Consider the following 21,705-nt stretch of genomic DNA (forward strand, 5'->3'; position numbering starts at 1 on the left):
GCGCACCGCTGCTGCGTCCGGGGTGCGACTCGCTTCGGGCGCCGATAAGTTTCCATCAGCGAGAGCATCCCTATGCCCCCTGCATCCAGCGCGTTCGAAAATTTGCGAGCGCACGCGTTCAGTCCACGTGCCGGCACAAGACTGCCCGGTCCCGATCATCCCTGTCGTGGCAGTGTGCCGCGCGGCGCCCGGTGCGCCGTCGCGGTGCTGGCAGGTGCGCTCATGCTGCTCTCCGCGAGCGGGTGCAGTTCGCTGTTCAGCGAAGGCGCCGCCGCGGGAGCCGGCGTCGGTGGCGCCGCGCTGGCCAGCAAGGTCACCCGCAATCCGACGGTGGCCGCGGGCATCGGCCTGGGTGCGCTGGCCGCCGCGCAGGCGGGCGTCAAGTATGTCGAGAAGAATTATCACGAAGAGCAGCAGGACCGCATCGCCTCCGCGGCCGGCCCCCTGGCGATCGGCAAGACCGCCAAGTGGGAAAGCCGCCATGCCGTGGAAATCGAACCGGACGCGCACGGCAGGGTGACGGTGTCGCGCCAGATCAGCGCCGGCGACCTGAACTGCAAGGAAATCGTCTTCTCGGTCGACGACGTGGTGGAGGACAAGCCGCGCAGCGACTTCTACACCGCGACGATCTGCGAGCAGGCGGGCCATTGGAAGTGGGCATCGGCCGAGCCCGCCACCGCGCGTTGGGGATCCTTGCAGTGATGGCGCAACCCTGTTCATGCTCGGGCGCGCGCGGCGAGAGCGACCGCGACGCGGGTGCGCGCATGCCCGGCGCGCGCCTGGCAATCGCCGCCTGCCTGCTCGCCGTCGCGCTGACCGGCTGCAGCTCGATCGGCGGCTTCACGGGCGCCGCCGCCGGTATCGCGACGGGCGCGGCGACCAGCAATCCGGCGATCGGCGTGGGCGTCGGCGTGGCCGTCAAGGCCGCCACCGATGCGGCCGTGCAGCGGGTGTATCGCAACATGCAGGACACCGAGCAGACCCTGATCGCCCGCGCCGCCGGCACCATGGCCCCGGGTGAAAAGCGCGTATGGGCGGCGCATTACTCGATCAGCTTCTTCGATGAGCACGGCGAACTGCAGGTGCTCAACCAGACGGAGAACGCCTTGACGACATGCCGCGACGTTGCGTTTTCCGTGGTCACCGGCGAGGCGGAAACCGCGACCTCGCAATGGTTCGTCACCCAGGTGTGCCGCAACAGCGACCAGCAGTGGCGCTGGGCCGCCGCGGAACCGGCGGTCGGCCGCTGGGGAAGCCTGCAGTAACGCGGCGCTGCTTCAGCGCGGCTTGCCGAACCCGCCCGCGGCCCACTCGGACGCCCGTTGAACGCTGAGCTTGTAGTTCGGGGCGACGTTGACCTGGGCCAATTGCTCGCCCAGCTCGTCGTAGGCGCTCAACACCGCGTACGGTTCGTCCTCGTCGGGCACGATGTCCAGCTTGACGGTCAGGCGGCCGCCTTCGACGTCTATCTTCACGCTCTTGTGCAGCGTCGCGTGCAATTGCTGTTCGTGCCGGCGCAGCACTTCATTGGCGGTCTTGACCAGCGTGAAGAAGGCGGGCGCATCCAGGGGCTTCGGATTCTTCTTGTCGCGGCCCATCGTCCAGGGGCCGACCAGGGCCGGTTCCGCTTCGCCGTCCTTGGTCATTTCCACGGCCCAGCCGTCGTCGTCCTCGTTCTTGATGACCCGGGCGGTCCAGCCGTCATCGCACCAGAGCCTGGCCTCCTGCGTCTTGCGGTCCTCGGGGGTTTCTGCGTCGTCCGCGGGAATGTCGTTCACTGCCTGGGTACTCCTGGATCGTTGCTCGTGCGGGGTGCGGCCGCAAAGTATACGCACCCGCGCGATCAACCGACCGTGACCACGATCTTTCCGACCTGCTCGTTCGATTCCAGGAACCGCGTGGCGTCCTGTATCTGGTCGAACGCGAACGTCCGCGAGATCAGTGGCGACAGCGTGCCGGACTCCAGTCCCGCGTTGATGAACGCCTTCGCCTGCGCCAGCAGTTCGTCGTGCGTGATGACCTCGATGTAGAGGTAGCCCTTGAAGGTCAGGCACTTGCCCAGCAAGGCGAACTGGGGGAAGGCGCCGGCCTCGGTGCTCAGGGCGCCGTATTCCAGCAGCATGCCGCCGAAGGCCATGCATTCCGCCAGCTGGGCGATGGCCGGTCCGCCGATGGGATCGAACACCAGGCGCGCGCCCTTGCCGTTCGTGATCGCCATGACCCTGGCCGCCAGGTCCTCCTCGGCGGTCGCGATCACGTGGTGCGCGCCGGCGTCCTTGAGCGATTGCGCCTTCGCGCTGCCGCGCGTGGTCGCGATCACCGTGGCGCCGACGCTGCGCGCGATCTGGATCGCGGCGATACCGACGCTGCTGGACGCGGCCGAGACGATCACGAAATCGTCGGAACGCAGCCGTCCCTGCGCAATCAAGGCGCCCCAGGCCGTCACGTACTGCATCCACGACGCCGCCGCCTGTTCGAAGCTCAGCCGTGCCGGGTGCTTGACCACATACCTGGCGGGCACGTTGATCAGCTCGCCGTAAGTCGGCCAGCGCGCCATGTCGGGGGTGGGTATCACGCTGACGGCATCTCCCTCCTCGAAGCCGGCCACGTCGTCGCCCATCGTCCGCACCACGCCCGCGGCCTCGTAGCCCAGCTGGGACGGAAACACGGCTTCCTGCAGGTAGCGGCCGGTGCGGAACATTACCTCGGCGCGATTCAGGCCGATGGCCTTGACGGCGATCTGCACCTCATCCGCGGCGGGCGCGCGGACATCGATGTCTTCGATGCGAAGCACGCTCGCATCGCCGTACTCATGAAAGCGGACAACTCGGGTCATGGACGTCTCCATTGAAATGGGGCCTGTATTCACGGCCTGTACTCGCGCAAGCATAATCCGAGCCGGCCATTTCCCGTGGAGATCCCCATTCCGCCCGACATGACGAAAACCCGGGCGACGCGTGCGTCGCCCGGCGCCGGCTAGGTCATCAGCTTGACCAGGGCCGGCACGGTCAGCACCGCCGTGTAGTAGCCCATGAACTGCACGCCCGTGTTGAACGCGAAGAATCGCGACAGCAGTCCGCCGATCAGCCCCATGGTCAGGATCACCAGCAGTCCCAGCAGCTGTCCTTCCCAGACGCTGATCACCACGATCAGGCCGACGAAGGTGGCGATGATGGCTTCGTGGCTGACCTTGCGCGATACGAACAGCGCGGCGCGGCGCGCGTAGTTCATCGCGAAGGGATAGGACACCAGGGACGCGATGATCACCGCCAGCATCCCGTAGCCCAGGAATTCCCAGTGGTTCATCAGGTTGTGCAGGTTGTGGGTCTGCCCCGTGGCGCTGTCCACCGTGAACCGCGGCGGCGCGTTGAACAAGGGCGCGGCGGGGCCGGCCGCGACCGGGCTCAAGGGCAGGCCGAAGGCGATGAGCGGGATCAGGGCTTCGGCGATGTAGGTTGCCTCCGTCACGCCGTTGCGGGCGCTGAGCACCGTCGTCAGCCGGTGATACGCATGGCGGATGCGCGACCCTACCATCTCGCCCATCACCACGGTCATCGCGACGGGGCTGAAGACGAAGGTCGCGCTGGAGACGGCCGCGGTGGCCAGCGTCCAGCGCGTCTGCGTGCGGTCCAGCACCTTGAGCGGATTGGGGAAATAGCCCGACCAGCCCTTCACGTCGGGCGCCAGCGTGAGCGTATGGACCTTGTCGCGCGCCATCCGCTTGCGGCCCTGCGGCGACATGACGGCGAACAGGTCCGCGATCAGCGGGCCGATGGCGATGCCCAGGAAGTAGCTGACGCTCAGCTTGACGCCATAGCGGGCCGTCAGGCTCTGCAGCGCGACGATGACCACGACGAAAGGAATCAGCAGCGCGACCGCGGCCCAGCGACCGGCGGAAAAGTAAGCGATCAGCACCGCGGCCGCCAGGAATATCCACGGCGCCGAGCGCGTGATCGCCGGCCCGAACGGCGCCAGCAGCACGGCGAACAGGACGGCCAGCGGCACGGCGACGAAGGCGGCGATGATGGCGCCGGAAATCATCTTGCGCAGGGCGATGTGCGGCACGCCCAGCTTGCGCAGCATGTTGGCGTCCTGCAGAAGCGGCGTCGCCAGCGTGTCGCCGGGTATGCCCAATAGCGCGGTAGGGACCGCATGGGTCATATGCTTCGCGACCGCGCCCGCCAGGAAGAAGGTGAACACGCCGGCTGGCGGCACGCCCAGCAAGGCGACCAGCAGGGTCAGGGGCGCGATGGTGGTGGTTTCGTCGGTGCCCGAGATCAGGCCGATGGCGGCGAAGACGACCGCGCCCACCATGCCCATCGCGGCCGCGGCCAGGATCTGGTTCAACAATACGGGATCGCTCATGCCAGCGCCTCCTTGGTCCGGGGCAGGCGCGCATCGCGCGGCTCGGGCTGTCCGTCGAACAGCTCCAGCAGGCCCAGCTCGCGCAGCTCCCGCAGCGCGGCCGGCGGCAGGTCGGCCAGCGTGCCCAACCCGCCCGGCTCGCCGGCCAGCTCGGCCAGCACTTCCGCGCGCCAGGCGGGATCGGCCAGGGCCGTGTCCTCGACGACTTCACGCTTGGGCGGGAACAGGCGGGCGCAGACCACGCCGGCGATCACGCTGCCCGCCAGGCCCGCGAGCATGGCGTAGGCATGCGCGAGTTCCGCCGACGCCGCGACGCCGCTCAGCCAGCGGCCGGCGGCGATGAAGGCCGCGACGCTGATGGCGACGCCGATGACGATGGACCATGCCAGGTGGCGCAGGTCGACGGTGTCGCTCCAGACTTCCGCGAGTTGCCATGCGGATGCGCGATCCGGCACGGTGCGCTGCCCGTGAGGGCTGATGTCGATGCTCATTGTGGTCTCCTCCTGATGGCGGCGTCCGCCGCCGTTATTGTCCTTCGCGCGATGCGGTGTCCTTGGCGCTACGCGACCGAGCCCGGCTCGCGCAAGGCCTTCAGCAGGGCGATGGCGCGGTCCGTGCGTACGTCTTTTTCAGCGGCCATGCGTTTCGCGATGGTGTCCACCTCGGCGCCCGTCGCGCCTGCCGTCAGCGCGATATTGCGGGCATGCAGCGCCATGTGGCCGCGCTGTATGCCTTCGGTCGCCAGGGCGCGCAAGGCGCCCAGGTTCTGAGCCAGGCCGACGGCCACCGCGATCTCCGCCAGTTCCTGCGCCGAGCGCACGCCCAGGATCTTCAAGGCCACGCGCGCCAGCGGATGCGTCTTGGTCGCGCCGCCCACCAGCCCCAGCGCCATGGGCATTTCGATGGAACCCACCAGCGCGCCGGAGGCGTCCTTCTCCCAGGCGGTCAGCGAGGTATAGCGGCCCGTCCGCGCGGCGTAGGCATGCGCGCCGGCTTCGATCGCGCGCCAGTCGTTGCCGGTGGCGACCACGACCGGATCGATGCCGTTCATGATGCCCTTGTTGTGCGTGGCCGCGCGGTAAGGATCGACCGCCGCGAACGCCCAGGCGTCGAGGATGCCTTCGATGATCTCCTCGCCGCCGCGTTCGCGCGTGGCCAGCACGGCGGGCCTCAGTCTGACGCGGGCGCGCGCCAGCCGCAAGTCCGCCAGGTTGGACAGGATGCGCAGCCGCACCGAACCGCCGGTGATCTCTTCCACCACGGGGGCGACCGCTTCGGCCATGGTGTTCACCGTGTTGGCGCCCATGGCGTCGCGAACGTCGACGATCAGATGCACCACCGCCATCGGGCCGCGCGGCGTGTCGGGGAAGATATGCACCTCGATGTCGCGGCAGCCGCCGCCCAGCTCCACCAGCAGCTTGTCGCGGCTGTTGGCCAGCGCCAGGATGCGTTCCTTTTGCCGCAGCAGCGACAGGCGCGCGCCCTGGGGATCGGTCAATCCCAGGATCTGTATCTGCGCGCGCATCACCGGCGCGCTGCTGGACGTTTCGAAGCCGCCGCATTCGCGCGCCAGCTTGGCCATATAGGAAGCCGCCGCGACCACGGAAGGCTCTTCGACCACCATGGGCACGAGCACGTCCTTGCCGTTCACCTGGAAATTCGCGGCGACGCCCATCGGCAGTTCGAACGTGCCGATGACGTTCTCGATCATGCCGTCGGCGCGGTCCAGCGCCAGCGCGCCGGGCCGGGACAGGGCAAGCCTTTCCCCTTCGTCCAGGCCTGCCGCGTTGGCGATGGCCAGCAGTCGTTCGGATGGGGGCAGGGCGCGGAAATTGGACAAGCGTGAATCGACCACGATGGAAATGCTCCGTTTGGGAATCAACGGGTCGATGCTAGGTAAACTGTACCGCTGTTGACAGGTACAGTTTGGGCAAACAGTACCATCGCACTGCACCAATTTTTGCGGATGCCCGAGGATGGTGGCCATGGACGACAGCAGGAAAACGCCGGCACGGCGCGCGCCGCGCGAGGCGCGCGGCGCCCCCATTGCCGAAGGCCTGGCCCGCCTGATCGGCCAGCAGATCGCCGACGGCGTGTACCGCGCCGGCGACAAATTGCCGTCGCTGCGCGAGGTCGCGCAACTGCACCGCTACGCCAAGAACACGGTCGTGGTCGCGTTCGAAATACTGGTGGCGCAGGGCCTCGTGGAACCGCGCCGGGGTTCGGGCTTCTACGTCGCGGACCGCCATTACGTGCGCAAGCCCGTGGAAGAGGAATCCGGGCAGTTGAGCCGCGCCATGGACATCGTGTGGCTGATGCGCGAGCAGCTCAAGACCCAACCCGACGCGGTGGCCGTCGGCGACGGCTTTCCGCCGGTGGAATGGCTGGCCGACATGCGCATGGATCGTTATCACCAGAAGGTCGTGCGCACCGGCCTGGGCAGCCTGTTCCGCTACGGCAGCCGCTTCGGTTACGCCCCCTTGCGGGAAAGCCTGGTGCGCAAGCTGGGCGACATCGGCGTGCATGCGTCCACGTCCCAGCTGGTGCTGACGCATGGCGCCAACGAAGCCATGGACCTGCTGATCCGCTATTTCGTGCCGCCGGGCGCGGCCGTGCTGGTGGACGATCCCGGTTATTACCCGCTGTTCGGCAAGCTGAAGCTGGCGGGCGCGCGCATGCTGGGCGTTCCGCGCCTGCCGGACGGGCCGGACGTCGCGGTACTGGAACGGCTACTGGCGCGCGACAAGCCGCGGCTGTTCTTCACGCAATCGCTGGCGCACAATCCCACGGGTTCGGACATCTCCGCCGCCAAGGCCTATCGCGTGCTGCAGCTATGCCAGGCTCATGGCGCGACCATCGTCGAAAACGATCCGCTGGCGGATTTCAAGCCTACGTCGGCGGTGCGCCTGGCGGCGCTGGACCAGTTGGCGGGCACCCTCTATATCGGCAGCTTTTCGAAGTCGTTCTCGGCGGCGCTGCGTGTCGGATTCATCGCCTGCGACACGGCGCTGGCCAGCGATCTGGCGGACCTGAAGGCGCTGGTCCACGTGAGCAGCTCGGAATACTGCGAGCGCATGGTCGACGTCATGCTGCGCGAAGGCCACTACGAGCGCCACCTGTTCCGCTTGCGCCGCCGGCTGGAGGCCGCCACGGCGCGGGCGCTACAGGTGTTGGACGAACTGGGCGCCGAGGTCTTCACGCGCCCGGCGAGTTCGCTCTATCTGTGGTCGGCCTTCCCCGGCATCGACGATACCGTCGCGCTGGCGCGCGAACTGATGCCGGAGAAAATCCTGCTCGCGCCGGGACGGGTGTTCAGCGTCGACGCGGAACCGTCGTCACGATGGTCGCGGTGCAACGTCGGCGCGCTGGTGGACGAACGCTTCCGCACCGCGATGCGCGCACGGCTGCGCTGAAAGGCCGCGCCGGCGGCCGAACCTGCGGCCGCACCTGCGTCCGCACCGAAATTCGCGCCGATGTTTTTCGTCGAGGTCGCGCGTACCGGCCGATCAGAACTCTTCCAGGAAACGCATCCGGAACTTGCGCCCCTTGATCGTGGCCTGCGAGAGTCGCGCGTACGCCTGCTTGGCGATCTGCCGATTCAAGGCGACGTAGGCATTGAATTCGGTGATGTTGATCTTGCCGAGCTGCTCGAAGGCCAGGCCGCCATCGCCGGTCAGCGCGCCAACCAGGTCTCCGGGGCGCAGCTTGTCCTTTTTGCCGCCCTGTATGCACAGGGTGACCATCGGCGCCCGCAAGGGGCGATCGGCCTTGGTCCGCAGCGATTTCAGGTCGCCCCATTTCAAGGGGGACTTCTGGTATTCCTCGATGAGATTGGCCCAGCGCATTTCTTCCGGCGAACACAGGCTGAGCGCCAGCCCCTTCTGCTCGCCGCGGCCGCCGCGGCCGATGCGGTGGACGTGGACCTCGGTGTCCTTGGTCACGTCCACGTTGATGACGGCGCCCAGGTTCTGGATATCCAGCCCGCGCGCGGCCACGTCGGTGGCCACCAGCACCGCGCAACTCTGGTTGGCGAACTGGATCAGGATCTCGTCGCGCTCGCGCTGCTCCAGGTCGCCATTCAGCGCCTGCGCGCTGATGCCCGCCGACTGCAGGCGCTCCACCAGGTCGTGGCTGCGGACCTTGGTATTGCAGAACGCCAGCGTGGACACGGGCCGGAAGTGGTTCAACAGCGTGATCACCGCGTCCAGGCGCTCCCGGTCGTCGATCTCGTAGAAAACCTGTTCGATGTGGCTGGCGTCATGCTGCGTTTCCACCTTGATCTCGACCGGATTGCGCAGGAAGCGCGCAGCGAGCTTGCGGATGTTGTCCGGATAGGTGGCGGAGAAGAGCAGCGTCTGCCGTTTGCCCGGGCAGTGCGAGGCGATGGCGACGATGTCGTCGTAGAAGCCCATGTCGACCATGCGGTCGGCCTCGTCGAGCACCAGCGTCCGCAAGCCGGACAAGTCCAGGTTCTGGCGTTCCAGATGGTCCTTGATGCGTCCTGGCGTGCCCACCACCAGGTGCGTGCCGCGGGCCAGCGACTCCGCCTGCGGACGGGCGGCGGCGCCGCCGCACAGCGTTGATATCTTCACATTGGGAATCAGCCGCGCCAGCCGGCGCAGCTCCTGGGCCACCTGGTCGGCCAGCTCGCGGGTCGGGCACACGACCAGTGCCTGCGGGACCAGGCGCGCGACGTCCAGCTCGTGCAGCAGGCCCAGGCCGAACGCCGCGGTCTTGCCGCTGCCGGTCTTGGCCTGGGCGATCAGGTCGCGGCCTTCCAGTATGGCGGGCAGGCTCTGCGCCTGGATGGGCGTCATCCGCGCGAAGCCCAGGCCCTGCAGATTGTCCAGCAGGGCGGGCTGCAGGGGCAGCGATGAAAAAGCGTGATCGTTCATAAACTATCCCCGTTGGCTCAAGGCCCGTTCGATGCGATTGCGCGCCACCGTCGTGCGCGGCACCTTGAAAGGAAACCAGGCGCGCACGTCCTCTTCCAGGCCGATGCCGTGCATGTAGTTGTAGATGGCCTTCTTCAGGCCCCTGCCCAGGCTGTCGTGATCCACGCCCGTCGGGTCGTCGAAGCCGACATCGTTCCTGGCGAAGGACGCAGGCGGCAACGGCCGCAAGGTGACGCCGTATTCCTCGGGATGCTTGCCGACCGGCGAATGCACGGTGCACGCGAAACGATGGAAGAAGCCGCTCTGGATGCAGCCGTTCTCGAACAGCTGGCGCACGTACTCCAGCGCATCGACCGTATCCTGCACTGTCTGCGTCGGAAAGCCGTACATCAGGTAGGCATGCACCAGGATGCCCGCGTCGGTGAAGGCGCGGGTCACCCGTGCCACCTGATCGATCGACACGCCTTTCTTCATCAGCTTCAACAGCCGGTCGGACGCGACTTCCAGTCCACCCGACACCGCGATGCAGCCGCTGTCGGCGAGCAGCTCGCACAGGTCCGGCGTGAAGGTTTTTTCGAAACGGATATTGCCCCACCACGAAATCCCGGTGTCGCGGGCGATCAGCTCCGTGGCGAGCGACTTCAGCGATTTGGGCGGCGCGGCTTCGTCGACGAAGTGGAAACCGGTTTGCGAGGTCTCGCGCACGATGGCTTCGATGCGGTCCGCCAGCACGGTGGCGGATGCGCCTTCGTAGCGGTCGATATAGTCCAGGCTGATGTCGCAGAAGCTGCATTTTTTCCAATAGCAGCCGTGCGCCACCGTCAGCTTGTTCCAGCGTCCGTCGCTCCACAGCCGGTGCATGGGATTGAGCATGTCCAGCAGCGACAGGTAACGATCCAGCGGCAGCCCGTCCCAGGTCGGCGTGCCGACTTCCGCGAACGCGACGTCGGGCTCGACCATGTTCACGTAGCGGACCGTCGCCGTATCGGGATCGCGCAGGAAGGTCCGCACCAGGCGTTGGTGCGAACGTTTGCCCTGTACGTGCTCCAGCAGGGCGAGCAGGGGGCGCTCGCCGGCGTCCAGCGTGACGTAGTCGAAATAATCGAATACGCGAGGATCCTTCAACTCGCGCAGTTCGGTATTGACGAAGCCGCCGCCCAGGACCGTGACGATGCCGGGATCTCGCGCCTTGATGGTCTGCGCGATGCGGAAGGCCGCGTACACGGCGCCGGGAAAGGGCACCGACAGCAGCACCATGGTCGGCGCATGGCGCGCCAGCGCGTCCAGCGTCAGGTCGCGCAGCGTATCGTCCACCAGGTTGGCGGGCGCCGCCAGCGCGTCGGCCAGGGGGTCGAAGGTAGGCTGGCTGCCCGCCAGCGATTCCGCATAGCGCACGAATTCGAAACGTTCGTCGACGGCGTCGCGTATGACGTCGGCCAGATCGTTCAGGTATAGCGTGGCCAGGTGCTTGGCGCGGTCCTGCAGGCCCAGGGCGCCGAACGCCCAGCCCAGGGGATCGCCGCCTTCCTCATCCACATAGACATCCAGGGAGTCGAAGCGCGGTCCTTCGGGCAGGTAGTGGCGGCCGACGATGCGATGCGCCAGCGTCGAGTCCCGGCCTTGCAGGAAGGCGATCGCCGGGCCGATGGTTGCCAGATAGCGCGGCTGCTGCGCGAGGAAGGCCTGGACCGACGCGCCATGCGTGTGCGCGGGCAGCACGTCGACACGCGCGGCCACGGCGCGCAGGCCTGCGGGCGACAGCAGGCGCAGCACGAGCGCCAGCGCCAGGTCTTCCTGGAACGACGGCACGCCGCGCGACCGCAGGAAGCCGGTCAGATAGGCGGTGGATGGGTAGGGCGTATTCAGCTGCGTCATCGGCGGGATGACAGACAGCACGCGCAAGGGCAGAGCAGACATGGGGCGCGGCAGGGCAGCCGAACGAATGGGTGTAAGTGGCGCACACGCGACGGGCATCGCCGGCGTGCGCGGTATCGCGGTACGAATCATAAGCTACGACGGCGCGCGGCCGGCGGCGCGCGGCTAGCGGGCAGGACTCAACCGGGCTTGCGGAACTTGAGCACGAACTGGTCGGTATGGCCGCGTACCGCCGGCGCGAACACCGGGACGTCATGCGGATCCTGCGGGTTGCGCAGGATGCTGCTTTCGGCCACGAACTGGAAGCCAGCCGCCAATACTTGCTGCTTGACGGTTTCCGGATCGATGCGATGCAGGGTGTGCGCGCTCTGGCCGCTGGTACCCGCATTGGCCACGTGATCGGTGACGATGAACACGCCGCCCGGCTTCAAGGCCCGGTAGACCGCGGCGTCGAGCTGCGCCGCGGCTGCCGGTCCGGCGAATCCGTAGACGTCGTGATAGTTTTCGGAAGTCCACGCGACGTCCAGCGGTTCCGGGAGCGACAGCGTGGCCAGCGGCTGGCTGGCGACGGTCACGTTGGCATAGGCCGCGGTCGGGATGGCCTGCGCCGTGGCCAGGGACTTGGGCGCGATCGCCAGGAATTCCTGCGGCACGACGGCATAGACATGCCCCCCGGGACCGACGGCCTTGCTGAACAGGCGGGTGAAATAGCCGCCGCCCGGCATCAGGTCGGCCACGCGGTCGCCCGGCTTGATGCCGGCGAATGCCAGCAACTCGCCGGGTTTGCGGGCGGCATCGCGCTGCACGTCGGCGGCGGGACGATCGGACGACGCCAGCGCGGCATCGATGGCGGCGCTCGCTTGCTGGCGAGGCGGCTGGGCGCACGCCGCCAGCGCCAGGCTGGCCGCGGCAAGCATTACAACGACGGGTTTCAAGGTTCAGGCTCCAGTCAGTGGTCCCCAGGTGCGCCGCGGTGCGTCAGGGCGGATGCGGCGCGTTGCCGCCTGACCTTAATGCCTTGCGCCGATTGCCGCAACCGTCGCCGCCTGGTTCGCCATGGCGCGCGGCATCACGGCGACCAGGCTTTTCGGCCGATCAATAGCCGAACTTGCGGGCGGCATCCAGCGCCAGTCCGGCGCCGATGCTGCCGAACAGGTCGCCTTCCACGCTGCGCGCTTCCGGCAGCAGCGCGGCGATGCGCTCGCGCAGGCAGGAAACGCGGCTCGAACCGCCGGTGAAGAACACGGTGTCGATCGCCGCGCTATCCACCGTCGCATCGCGCAGCAGCGCGGCGACGGTATCTTCGATGCGGGCGATCAGCGGCGCGGTCGCGTGGTCCAGCTCGGGCCGCGTGACGTCCAGCATGCGGCCCGGGGCGATGCGGTCCAGGCTGGCCTGCGCCAGCGGCGCGTCGGACAACTCGATCTTGGCTTTTTCCACCTGCAGGGACAGCCAATGGCCGGCGCGTTCCTTGACGAGCTTGAGCAGGAGTTCGACCTTGTCGCGCTCCGCGGCATTGGCGCGGATATACGCCAGCGTTTCCTGCGCCTTGTTGGTATAGGCGAAGTTGATCGTGTGCCAGGAGGCCAGGTTGGAGTACTGGGTCGACGGCACGTCCTTGCCGTTGCGCAGCTTGCTGCCCAGGCCCAGCAGCGGCATGAAGGCGGCCAGGTTCAGGTGCCGGTCGAAATCGCCGCCGCCGATATGCACGCCGCCGTGGGCCAGGATGTCCTGCTTGCGGTCGGCCTGGCCGGCGCGCTCCGGGCCCAGCCGGATCAGGGAAAAGTCGGATGTACCGCCGCCGATGTCGATGACCAGCACCAGTTCCTCGCGGCTGATCTGCGACTCGTAGTCGAAGGCGGCCGCGAGCGGTTCATACTGGAAGGCAATGTCCTTGAAGCCTACCGCCGCGGCGATCTCGCCCAATGTATCCTGCGCGGTTTTATCCGCCGCTTCATCGCCATCGACGAAGTACGCTGGCCGGCCCATCACCACCGACGTGAACGCGCGGCCCGCCGCCTGTTCCGCGCGCGTCTTCAATTGCGCGATGAAGTGGGTCAGCAGCACCCGGAATGGGACGCCGCGGCCGCGGATCTCCGTATGCCCGTCGATCAGCGAGCTGCCCAGCAGGTTCTTCATGGCGCGCATCAGGCGGCCTTCATAGCCGGCCAGGTAGTCTTCCAGCGCGGCGCGGCCGTAGCTGATGGTGCTGTCTTCTTCATGGAAGAAGATGGCCGATGGCATGGTCGGTTGACCGTCTTCCAGAGGCAGCAGCGGCGATGCGCCTGGCCGGTGCCAGCCTACCGCGGAATTGGAAGTGCCGAAGTCGATGCCGCAGGCGACGGCGGGAGCGGAAGAAGTCATGAAATGCGCGCGCCCCGCGCTGGCTGGCGCGGGGCGCGATGTGGGTGTCAAAGCGGCATTGTACGGGCCCGCGCCCACAGCGCGAGCGAACCGAGCGACACGCCGCCCAGGACCAGGAATGCGGCCGGGTAGCCGAAATGCTGGGCCATCACGCCGCCCAGTGTGGCGCTCAGCGCCGCGCCGATGGCCTGGACCGTCATGACCATGCCCTGGCCGACGTTGACGCGGCCGGTGCCTTGCAGCAGCCGCACGACCAGCGCCGGCACGGCGACGCTCTGCAGGCCGGCGCCGATGCCGTCCAGCGCCTGCACCGGCCAGACGGCCCAGGCGTCGATGAAGCACGCGGCCAGCAGCCCGCGCAGCGGCAGCGCCAGGAAAGTGATGAGCATGACGCCCCAGTAGCCGATGCGGCGTATCAGCGCGTTGGCGACCAGCGCGGCGACGACCATGACCAGTTGCGCGACGACGATGGTCTGCGCGGTGAAGGCGCTGGGGTCCCCCTTGTGCGCGCCCACCACGGCAAGTCCGAACAGGGGCAGCATGGCGGCATTGCCCAGATGGAACAGCGCTAGCGCCATGGCAAGCAGCAGCAGGGGCCGGTTCTTCGCCAGTTCGCGAAAGCCGCTGGCATGTCCGGATCGGGTATCCGCTGCGGACGCCGGGCTGAGGCCGCGCGCACTGTCGTGGTCGATCGAGTCGGCGCGCAGCAGCAAAGTCGACACGATCGTCATCAGCCCGAAGATGCCCGCCAGCGCGAATACCGCGCCGAAGCCGAAACGCCAGCCCAGCAGGCCGGACAGCGCCGCACCGACGACGTTGCCGGCGTGATTCGCCACCTGGTTGCGCCCGATCTGCCGTCCGAAACCGTGTTCGCGCACGATGCCCAGCGTCACCCCCGCCACCGCCGGGCCGAGCGCGGCGCCGGCCACGCCGGTGACGACCTGCGACGCGGCGACCGTCCAATAGCCTTGCGACAGCCAAAGGGCCAGCGAGCCCAGGGTGGTCAGCAGGGCCGCCGCGACGATCAGCGCCCGCTTGCGGCGCGTCGCATCGACCAGGGCGCCCGCCGGAGAAGTCGCCAGCATGCCGGCGATGCCGCCCAGTGTCATCATCGCCCCTATGGCGTCGGGCCGCCAACCCTGAGCCTGGAGGAACACGCCCAGGAACGGGCCGAGTCCCGCCTGCACGTCGGCCATGAAAAAATTCAGCGCTTCGAGTTTGTACTGGCGCATCATGCGGCCCCTGGCGATTCTGGCTGTGTGGGCGCGTGTGTGGAGGCGTGTGTCTGGCGGCGTGCGTGGCGGTCAGGACGCCACGTCGACGAGTTCGGCGATGGCGTCGACCTCGAGCGCGCGCCCGTGGCGGTTGCGCACGCCGTGTCCCCATGCCTGGACATGGGTGCCTGGCGTCAGGTATTCCGAGAATCGCGCCGCGGTATCGGGCGGCATGAGCAGAGCGGTGCCGTCGGCCAGCAGGGCGCCGCGCAGCTCGCCTCTGCCGCCGAACAGGTGGAGCACGACCTCGCCGCTGGCTTCCATTTCCTGGCGTTCCCGGTGGGGCTTGTGATGCTTGTCGCGGTCGTGGCGCGGGCCTTCGTCGAGTATGGTCCTGCCGTCCTGCGCCGTGAGCGCCACCGCCACGAGCATGTCGGCGCCGCGCGGCTTGACGCCGCTTACGCGTATCTTGTCGCCGACCGCGATGTGGCGCGCGACCTGCCCCGACAGATGGGGCGGAAAATGGACCTGCCGGCGGCGCCGGGAACCGAGGATCAAGCCATCCATTTCGCCGTGCGGGTTGATGAGAAAGCGGCTGACTGTTCCGCGCCATTGCGGCAGGCCGTCGGGGTCGATCCAATGCATGTTGCTTATCCTGGCAGTGTTGCGAAAATAGCGCCCGCCATGTCGCGCGGGCGGCTGTGGGATGTCGTTGGGGTGTAGGCCGTAAAGCGGGCGTGAGGCGTTCAGGGGGCCGGCGGGGCGCGGTCGTAGAGCCGGACTTCATTGCCCGGCATGCCGAACGACGTTGCCTGCAGGGCCGTGCCGTACTGGTTGCGCATGCCGTAGCCTTGCGCGGAGACGTCCGCGCCAGCGCGCAGCAGTTCCGTGAACTGTCTTGCATCGGGCGGCGCCAGCTTGATGACGGTGCCGTCGGCCAGGATCGCCCCGTCGGGGTCGCCGCGCGGCGTGGTCATGACGTAAGCCACGCGGCCCTGGGCGCTCAGCTGCGACAGCCGGGCGCTGCGCGATCCCGGCGGCACCGGGGGCGTGCCGGGCGCCGGCGGGCGATCGACCAGCGCGCGGCCGTTGCTCGTGTCGACGATGCGTTCCGCTTTCAGGTTCCCGGCGGCGTCCTTCCTGCCGCTGATCTGCACGCCGTCGCCTGGGCGTACCGTCGAGGTCAGCTCGGTGCTCAGGTGCGGCGGAAAGCGCACCAGCACGCCGTCCGTGCTGAGAAAGCCTTCCACGTCGCCGTCGGGATTGGGGATGAATCGCGACACGGTCGCCTGTGTCGTCACCAGCGCGCCTTCGTCGGCGGGCGGAATGGGTGGCGGACCGGCGCCGATACGCGGCGGAGGCGGGGGTACCGGCGGAAGCGCTTGCATCACACCCACGGGCGGGACCGGGTTCGTCGGCGGCGCCGGGTCAGCCGGCGCTGCCGCGTTCATTGGCGGCGCCGCGCCGACCGGTGGCGCCGGACTCGCGTCGGGCTGCGTTTCCGCCGCGCCGGTGATGCCGGCCGCGAGTAGCGCGGCCAGCCCTAGCGCGCAGGCGGACAGCCGGCCGGCGCGTGTGATCGGGGATATCGAGGACGTTGGCATGATCCACTCCTGTGTGGGATACGGAGTGATATGCAAAGCCTGTGCCATGTCGGCCATGCGGGCCATATGAGGCGTCGCACCGGGCACCGCACCGGGTGCCGCCCATGAAACGGCCGTGAACCGCCGATGCGCCTGTCAAGCAATCCGACACCGGGTGTCGGATCCCCCGACAGCGATGGCCAGGTCAACCGCCGTTGTCCGCGTCGCCAGCCGACATGCTGAGATTGGCGAGACGGCCATAGAGCGATTGGCGGCTGATCCCCAGCCGGCGCGCGGCTTCGGCCCGATTGCCGTTGGCCAGCGCCAGCGCGCGCTGGATGGCCGCCCGCTCGACCTGCGCCAGGGCTTCATTGAGCGGCAGGTCCAGCAACGCGGAAGGAAGCGCGTCGCCCCCATTGCCCGCCGTCTCGTGCAGGAAGCCGAAGTCTTCGCGGGTCAGCGTCGCACCCGGCGCCATCGCGCTGGCGCGTTCCATGGCGTTGGCGAGCTCCCTGACGTTGCCCGGCCATGCGTAGGTGGCCAGCAGCCGTTGCGCATCGGTGGACAGGTGTTTGCGCTGGGGCGCGGGCGCCCGCGTCGACAGGAAATGTTCCGCGAGCGGCAGGATATCCGCCACGCGTTCGCGCAGCGGCGGCATGTGCAGGGGAATCACGTTCAGCCGGTACAGCAGGTCCTCGCGGAACGTGCCGGCGGCCACCATGGCCGCCAGGTCGCGGTGCGTCGCCGCCACGATGCGCACGTCGATGGCCACCCGGCGTGCGGTGCCCAGCGGCGTGACCTGCCGTTCCTGCAGCACGCGCAGCAGCTTCGCCTGCATCGCCAGCGGCATATCGCCGATCTCGTCCAGGAACAGCGTGCCGCCGTTCGCTTCCTCGAAGCGTCCGCTGCGCTCGGCGTACGCGCCGGTGAACGCGCCCTTGCCGTGGCCGAACAGTTCGCTTTCCAGCAGGCCTTCCGGAATGGCCGCGCAATTCACCGCCACGAAGGGCCGGGCGGCCCGCGCGGACGCGCGGTGCAGCAGCCGTGCCGCCACTTCCTTGCCGGTGCCCGTTTCGCCCGTGATGAGTACCGTCGAGTTCGTGCTCGCGGCGCGGCCCAGCCGCTTCTGCACGTCGCGCATGGCGACGCTGACGCCGAGCAGTTGCGGTTCGTTCGAGGCGGACTCCTCGGCGAAGGGCGCATCGGCGGTGGCCGCCGCCGTTGGATGCGAGGCGAGTATGCGCGCGAGCAGGGCGGCGATCTCGGCGCGGCCGACGGGCTTGGTCAGATGCTCGAAGGCGCCCAGGCGCATGGCGCCTATCGTGTTGGCGCTGGTGGCATGCGCGGTCAGCATGACGACGGGAACGTGTTCCAGCCCAGGCCGGGCGCGCAGCGCCTCCAGCACGGCAAGGCCGTCATCCCCCGGCAGGCGAAAGTCCAGGAAGATGCAGTCGGGGACCATGCCGTCCCGCAGGCGTTCGAATGCCTCGGCGCCGTCGCCGGCCTCGACCGGCGCATGACCGCAATCCTGGATGGTTTCGGCCAGGCCTTCGCGGAAGGCGTCGTCGTCGTCGATGATCAGTACGGTCGCCATGGCAGCTCGATGATGAAACGGGTCGGGGGAGCCTCTTCCGCCAGCCAGGCGCCGCCGCGATGGGCCGCGGCGATTTCGCGAACGACCGCCAGGCCGAGTCCGGAGCCATCCGGACGGCCCGTCACGAAGGGTTCGAAGATGCGTTCGCGCTCCGCCGGACTCACGCCGGGCCCGTCGTCGATGACTTCGAGCCGCAGGCGCTCGCCCGTGTCCGTGCGGATGCCGTATGCGCGCAGCGTCACCTTGCCGCCGGCCGACGCATGCCGCAGCGCGTTCGCGATCAGGTTGTCCATGGCGCGCGCCAGTTGCACGGGGTCGAAGACGGGCAGGGTCGCGCCGTCCACGACGTCGACCTCCAGGGTGATGCCGCGGCTTTCCGCGCGCGGCTCGTGCGTATGGGCGACGTCCGCCAGCCAGGGCCGCGGATCGACTTCGCGCGGCTGCAGGTTGACCGGTTGCGTCAATGCCAGCAGGCTGGCGACCTGCGATTCGATACGGCCCACCTGTTCGATGATGGTCCGCAGCGCGGCTTCGCGGCGCGTGGCATCGCCGGCCAGCGCGTTTTCCGCTTTCAGGCGCATGGCGCCGACGGGATTGCGGATCTCGTGCGCGATCTGGGCCGCCATTTTTCCCAGCGCGCCGAAGCGCTCCGCCTGGGTGAGCCGGGCGCTCAAGGCATGCGTTTCGCGTTGCAGCTGCTGGGCGCGTTCCACGTAGCGATTGAGGGCATCGACGATCTGGTCCAGGTCCGGCTCGCCGAGCCGGCCCAGGGTCTTGCCCTGTTCGAACGCGCCCTTGGACGCCAGCGCCTGCTGCAGCCGCGTCAGGTTCCGCTTCCATCGCCGCAGGGCCAGCGCGACGAACAAGGCCAGCAGGACGACGACGGCCAGCATGGCCGCCAGTACCGTGGTGGCGCGTTCCCCGTAGGGGCCCAGCGGCGGCCGGGCCCGCGTCAGCGTCCATGCCAGCAGCTTGTCATGGCGTGGCACCGGGCATGCCACCGCGATCACGGCATCCGCGCCGCTGGATACCACGTCGACCTGCGTGTCGCCGGCGCCGGCCGCTTTCTTCAGGGTGCGCAGGATCAGGGGGGTTTCGGCTTCCGGGATATCGCGCTTCAGCCCACTGCCTTCATAGGTGGGGAAGGCGTAGGCCAGGAAACCGCTGGCCGATCCGGTCGCGGCGGCCGCGCTCCAGAAACCGCCTTCTATGCCTTCGGCGCGCAGCAGGGCGAGATCGAGCACCGCGTGCATGAGGTCGACGTTGATCGTGCCCGGCTCCTGCAGCGACAGATCGTAGCGGGCCGCGACGGCCGCGCACGCGGCGTAGGCCTGCTGCCGCGCCACGGCGACGCGTTCGCCCAGCGCGGAGGACATCATCAGCCACACCGCCGCGCCCAGCAATCCGCACAGCCCGGCGACGAGTATCCACAGCGCGACGAGCTGGGTGGAGAACGACGGTCTGGGCATGGCCGGCCTGCCTGAAGTGTGAGTGGCGCGCGCCGATGATTATAGTCAGGCCCCCACGCCCAGCAGCAGGGGCAGGCGCGCCATGTCGGCGAATACCGCGGTGGCGCCGCTGGCGAGCAGGGCGGTGGCGGGGCTGTGGGAGGGGCCGCCGGGCGAGTAGCCCAGCACGATGGCGCCGGCCGCCACGCCGGCGGTGACGCCGGTGACGCTGTCTTCGATGACCACGCATTCGGCGGGGTCGGTTTCCAAGGCCGCGGCGGCGGCCAGGTAGACGTCGGGGCTGGGCTTGGAGCGGGCCATTTCGTAGCCGCTGAAGGTCCTTCCCTGGAAATAGCGCATCAGGCCGGTCTTGTTCAACTGCAATTCCAGCTTGGCGCGGTCGGCGCCCGACGCGCAGGCGATGCGGCCGTCCAGCCGTTCATGCAGCAGTTGCACCGTGCGCAGTACGTGGGGGATGGGCTGAACCTGCTCGCCCAACGCCACGTTGCGCCGTTGCCAGAATTGCCCCAGCCATTCCGTCCCTATCGATTTTCCGGACGCCTGCGCGATCCACGGCAGCTCGTCCTTCATCGTCCTGCCGACGAAGCGGCGCAGCACCTCGTCGTGCGTCATGGCGACGCCCAGTTCATCGAGCATGTCACGCAGCACGCCCGCGGATATGCGTTCACTGTCGACCAGCACGCCGTCGCAATCGAATAGCACCGCTTTGGCTTTCAAAGGCACCCCGTCATGAATAAGGAAGCGGCGCTGCCCTATGCTGGCCGCGCCGCTTCGATCTTACCCGTTCCGGCCTTGTCCCAGCGCAGCGGTCGGCCCGTTACGACTTGCGGTCGAAGTAGCCCTGCTGGATCGCCCGCAGCCACACCGGGCCGATCACGCGGACCTGGCGATTGACGATGCTGTGATTGAATCCTTCGATGCGGATCAGCACGTGCTTGCCGATGTAGGGCGCCATCATGGTGCGGGCCGCTTCCATCCAATCGACGGGATAGACTTCGTCATAGGTGCCGTTCATGTCCCACACGGGCAACCCCTTCAGCGCCGGGCCGGGCATGCTGGTCGCCAGGATGTCGTTCAGCATCTTGTTGAAGCCCGCCTGCTTCATCTTGGCGGGGACGAAGGGCGCCATGTACAGCCGCAGGGCGAGCTCGGAAAGCGCGCCCGCGTTGTAGAACATGATGGGGTCTTCGACTTCCTTGAAGCGCGGCTCTTTCAGGTCGCGCGCCCAGCGGGCGTCCTTTTCCGCGGGGTCGGCGCGCTTGTTGTAGAACTCGAAGTCCGCGCGCCCGCGGCCGCGCACGCGCAGGGCGGATTTCTCATACGGCCAATCCCAGCGGCCCGCCTGGGCGGCGCCGTAGTAATACGCCACGCCGGGGGGCGAAGAGCCCCAGTTCAGGTAGCCATCCGGGCGCACGCGCTCGGCCAGCGGCCACATCAAGGCGCCGCCGGTGGAAAAGCCCCAGTACAGCACCATGGACTTCCTGCGTTCCTGGTCCGACAGCGTACTGCGCAGGCCGGCCTCCAGTCCGTCGACCATGGCGACCGGCGTCGCAGCGACCATCTCGTTGAACAGCTGCGTACCTGGCTTGGGAAAGCGTACGTATTCGCTGCCGCTCTTGCTGGCCGTATTGCCCGCGGGCTGGATGGTGTAGTCGTCCTTGGACCAGTATGCCTTCTGGTGCTGCGAGAAGATGGGCATGCGCTCGTCCAGCGGGATGGTTTCCCAGGTGCCGCTGCGATCGGGGGCGAAGAAATTCCAGCGTCCCACGCGCGTCAACGCGATGAAGGTGATGCCGCGCTTGGCGAGCCACACGCCTATGCCTTCCTTGCCTTCATCCGTTTCGATGAACCCGTTCGCGCTGGAGCTGCCTTCCTCCGTGGCGACGAGCACGACCTTGCGGCCGTTGTGCATCAAGGGCTTCGCGGGTTCCAAGCGCATGACGACCTGGGTGAAGGTCATGCCGTTCGCGGGATAGTCGACGTAGGTGATTTTCTTCGTGAACTGGCTGGTTTCGGGATAGTCTTTGCCCGCGAGTATCTCTTCGACCTGCGCTTGCGGCAGTGTTCCCTTGTCCGCCGGCAGCGTCCAGGCCGCGGCGGTGGTCATGTAGAAAGCGGAAAGCGCCGCGGCGGCGGCCCCGGCGATGGATTTGTACGGCATGGATGCATCGGTCCGTGTAAGGGTTTATGGCGCGCTGCCGCTGGCGCGGCAGCGCCGCGGTGCGTGCAGCACAGGCATGGTGCCACGAGCGGGACCATGCAGAACCTCGCTTCCCCGATGTGGCGCGCACATTCCCTGTTGTAGCGCGGCCATGCACCCCCATGTGGCGAAATCCGCGGCGCGTA

19 protein-coding genes are annotated in these 21,705 nt (G+C 68.1%); 3 read left to right on the top strand and 16 right to left on the bottom strand.

Features of this window, described 5'->3' with window-relative positions; genetic code table 11:
* The first annotated feature begins 222 nt into the window (after nt 1-222).
* Nucleotides 223-702 carry a hypothetical protein gene (locus CAL26_RS02735; RefSeq protein WP_256987912.1) on the top strand — a complete coding sequence of 160 codons (480 nt, stop codon included), beginning with the start codon at nt 223-225 and terminating at the stop codon, nt 700-702.
* Nucleotides 702-1,265 carry a hypothetical protein gene (locus CAL26_RS02740; RefSeq protein WP_256987913.1) on the top strand — a complete coding sequence of 188 codons (564 nt, stop codon included), beginning with the start codon at nt 702-704 and terminating at the stop codon, nt 1,263-1,265. Before CAL26_RS02735 ends, CAL26_RS02740 begins: the two co-directional genes overlap by 1 nt.
* Nucleotides 1,266-1,277: 12 nt before the next feature.
* On the opposite strand, the gene CAL26_RS02745 is transcribed toward CAL26_RS02740, so the two are convergent.
* The 5 genes from CAL26_RS02745 to CAL26_RS02765 all read right to left on the bottom strand — a co-directional run bounded on the left by CAL26_RS02745 (nt 1,278) and on the right by CAL26_RS02765 (nt 6,223).
* Nucleotides 1,278-1,769: a hypothetical protein gene (locus tag CAL26_RS02745; RefSeq protein ID WP_373454446.1), complete on the bottom strand. Its 492-nt coding sequence runs from the start codon at nt 1,767-1,769 to the stop codon at nt 1,278-1,280.
* Nucleotides 1,770-1,843: 74 nt separating this feature from the next.
* Entirely contained in the window at nt 1,844-2,836 is a 993-nt protein-coding gene (locus CAL26_RS02750) for a zinc-dependent alcohol dehydrogenase family protein (protein WP_094845379.1), read from the bottom strand.
* Between the two features lie 140 nt (nt 2,837-2,976).
* On the bottom strand, nt 2,977-4,365 hold the full coding sequence (locus CAL26_RS02755) for a tripartite tricarboxylate transporter permease (protein WP_094845380.1): 1,389 nt from the start codon (nt 4,363-4,365) through the stop codon (nt 2,977-2,979).
* A complete protein-coding gene (locus CAL26_RS02760; RefSeq protein WP_094845381.1) occupies nt 4,362-4,856 on the bottom strand; it encodes a hypothetical protein in 495 nt (164 codons plus the stop codon). The genes CAL26_RS02755 and CAL26_RS02760 overlap by 4 nt, the downstream gene beginning before the upstream one ends.
* Before the next feature lie 68 nt (nt 4,857-4,924).
* Nucleotides 4,925-6,223, bottom strand: coding sequence for a hydroxymethylglutaryl-CoA reductase, degradative (locus CAL26_RS02765; RefSeq protein WP_094845992.1), 1,299 nt, complete (start codon nt 6,221-6,223; stop codon nt 4,925-4,927).
* A 127-nt stretch (nt 6,224-6,350) separates the two neighbouring features.
* Between CAL26_RS02765 and CAL26_RS02770 the strand changes: the two genes are divergently transcribed.
* A complete protein-coding gene (locus CAL26_RS02770) occupies nt 6,351-7,778 on the top strand; it encodes an aminotransferase-like domain-containing protein (RefSeq protein WP_094845993.1) in 1,428 nt (475 codons plus the stop codon).
* Between the two features lie 93 nt (nt 7,779-7,871).
* On the opposite strand, the gene dbpA is transcribed toward CAL26_RS02770, so the two are convergent.
* From dbpA to CAL26_RS02825, 11 genes are all read right to left on the bottom strand, one after another.
* A complete protein-coding gene (dbpA, locus tag CAL26_RS02775) occupies nt 7,872-9,260 on the bottom strand; it encodes an ATP-dependent RNA helicase DbpA (RefSeq protein ID WP_094845382.1) in 1,389 nt (462 codons plus the stop codon).
* 3 nt (nt 9,261-9,263) lie between these two features.
* Nucleotides 9,264-11,177, bottom strand: coding sequence for a B12-binding domain-containing radical SAM protein (locus CAL26_RS02780; protein WP_179283226.1), 1,914 nt, complete (start codon nt 11,175-11,177; stop codon nt 9,264-9,266).
* Between the two features lie 137 nt (nt 11,178-11,314).
* Nucleotides 11,315-12,070, bottom strand: a complete 756-nt coding sequence (locus CAL26_RS02785) for a class I SAM-dependent methyltransferase (RefSeq protein WP_218831498.1) — start codon at nt 12,068-12,070, stop codon at nt 11,315-11,317.
* A 160-nt stretch (nt 12,071-12,230) separates the two neighbouring features.
* Nucleotides 12,231-13,499 (bottom strand): Hsp70 family protein, encoded by a 1,269-nt coding sequence (locus CAL26_RS02790; protein ID WP_094845385.1) that lies wholly within the window; start codon nt 13,497-13,499, stop codon nt 12,231-12,233.
* Nucleotides 13,500-13,546: 47 nt separating this feature from the next.
* Nucleotides 13,547-14,734 carry an MFS transporter gene (locus CAL26_RS02795; protein WP_094845386.1) on the bottom strand — a complete coding sequence of 396 codons (1,188 nt, stop codon included), beginning with the start codon at nt 14,732-14,734 and terminating at the stop codon, nt 13,547-13,549.
* Between the two features lie 69 nt (nt 14,735-14,803).
* The gene (locus tag CAL26_RS02800) at nt 14,804-15,358 is read right to left on the bottom strand and encodes a hypothetical protein (protein ID WP_094845387.1); all 555 of its coding nucleotides are present in this window, start codon (nt 15,356-15,358) and stop codon (nt 14,804-14,806) included.
* A 101-nt stretch (nt 15,359-15,459) separates the two neighbouring features.
* Nucleotides 15,460-16,317 carry a hypothetical protein gene (locus tag CAL26_RS02805; RefSeq protein WP_094845388.1) on the bottom strand — a complete coding sequence of 286 codons (858 nt, stop codon included), beginning with the start codon at nt 16,315-16,317 and terminating at the stop codon, nt 15,460-15,462.
* A gap of 184 nt (nt 16,318-16,501) precedes the next feature.
* Nucleotides 16,502-17,890 carry a sigma-54-dependent transcriptional regulator gene (locus CAL26_RS02810; protein WP_094845389.1) on the bottom strand — a complete coding sequence of 463 codons (1,389 nt, stop codon included), beginning with the start codon at nt 17,888-17,890 and terminating at the stop codon, nt 16,502-16,504.
* Entirely contained in the window at nt 17,875-19,359 is a 1,485-nt protein-coding gene (locus CAL26_RS02815) for a sensor histidine kinase (protein WP_094845390.1), read from the bottom strand. Before CAL26_RS02815 ends, CAL26_RS02810 begins: the two co-directional genes overlap by 16 nt.
* A gap of 45 nt (nt 19,360-19,404) precedes the next feature.
* On the bottom strand, nt 19,405-20,076 hold the full coding sequence (locus tag CAL26_RS02820) for an HAD family hydrolase (protein WP_256987916.1): 672 nt from the start codon (nt 20,074-20,076) through the stop codon (nt 19,405-19,407).
* 100 nt (nt 20,077-20,176) lie between these two features.
* Complete coding sequence (locus tag CAL26_RS02825) at nt 20,177-21,520, bottom strand: hypothetical protein (protein ID WP_094845392.1); 1,344 nt, start codon at nt 21,518-21,520, stop codon at nt 20,177-20,179.
* Nucleotides 21,521-21,705 lie beyond the last annotated feature (185 nt).

It is taken from the genome of Bordetella genomosp. 9, assembly GCF_002261425.1.
Lineage (GTDB): Bacteria > Pseudomonadota > Gammaproteobacteria > Burkholderiales > Burkholderiaceae_B > Bordetella_C.

Excerpts from the sequence above, each read along its gene's own strand:
- CAL26_RS02735 (WP_256987912.1), top strand. The coding sequence starts at position 223 with ATGCTGCTCTCCGCGAGCGGGTGCAGTTCGCTGTTCAGCGAAGGCGCC.
- CAL26_RS02740 (WP_256987913.1), top strand. The coding sequence starts at position 702 with ATGGCGCAACCCTGTTCATGCTCGGGCGCGCGCGGCGAGAGCGACCGC.
- CAL26_RS02750 (WP_094845379.1), bottom strand. The coding sequence starts at position 2,836 with ATGACCCGAGTTGTCCGCTTTCATGAGTACGGCGATGCGAGCGTGCTT.
- CAL26_RS02755 (WP_094845380.1), bottom strand. The coding sequence starts at position 4,365 with ATGAGCGATCCCGTATTGTTGAACCAGATCCTGGCCGCGGCCGCGATG.
- CAL26_RS02760 (WP_094845381.1), bottom strand. The coding sequence starts at position 4,856 with ATGAGCATCGACATCAGCCCTCACGGGCAGCGCACCGTGCCGGATCGC.
- CAL26_RS02770 (WP_094845993.1), top strand. The coding sequence starts at position 6,351 with ATGGACGACAGCAGGAAAACGCCGGCACGGCGCGCGCCGCGCGAGGCG.
- dbpA (WP_094845382.1), bottom strand. The coding sequence starts at position 9,260 with ATGAACGATCACGCTTTTTCATCGCTGCCCCTGCAGCCCGCCCTGCTG.
- CAL26_RS02780 (WP_179283226.1), bottom strand. The coding sequence starts at position 11,177 with ATGTCTGCTCTGCCCTTGCGCGTGCTGTCTGTCATCCCGCCGATGACG.
- CAL26_RS02790 (WP_094845385.1), bottom strand. The coding sequence starts at position 13,499 with ATGACTTCTTCCGCTCCCGCCGTCGCCTGCGGCATCGACTTCGGCACT.
- CAL26_RS02795 (WP_094845386.1), bottom strand. The coding sequence starts at position 14,734 with ATGATGCGCCAGTACAAACTCGAAGCGCTGAATTTTTTCATGGCCGAC.
- CAL26_RS02800 (WP_094845387.1), bottom strand. The coding sequence starts at position 15,358 with ATGCATTGGATCGACCCCGACGGCCTGCCGCAATGGCGCGGAACAGTC.
- CAL26_RS02805 (WP_094845388.1), bottom strand. The coding sequence starts at position 16,317 with ATGCCAACGTCCTCGATATCCCCGATCACACGCGCCGGCCGGCTGTCC.
- CAL26_RS02810 (WP_094845389.1), bottom strand. The coding sequence starts at position 17,890 with ATGGCGACCGTACTGATCATCGACGACGACGACGCCTTCCGCGAAGGC.
- CAL26_RS02815 (WP_094845390.1), bottom strand. The coding sequence starts at position 19,359 with ATGCCCAGACCGTCGTTCTCCACCCAGCTCGTCGCGCTGTGGATACTC.
- CAL26_RS02825 (WP_094845392.1), bottom strand. The coding sequence starts at position 21,520 with ATGCCGTACAAATCCATCGCCGGGGCCGCCGCCGCGGCGCTTTCCGCT.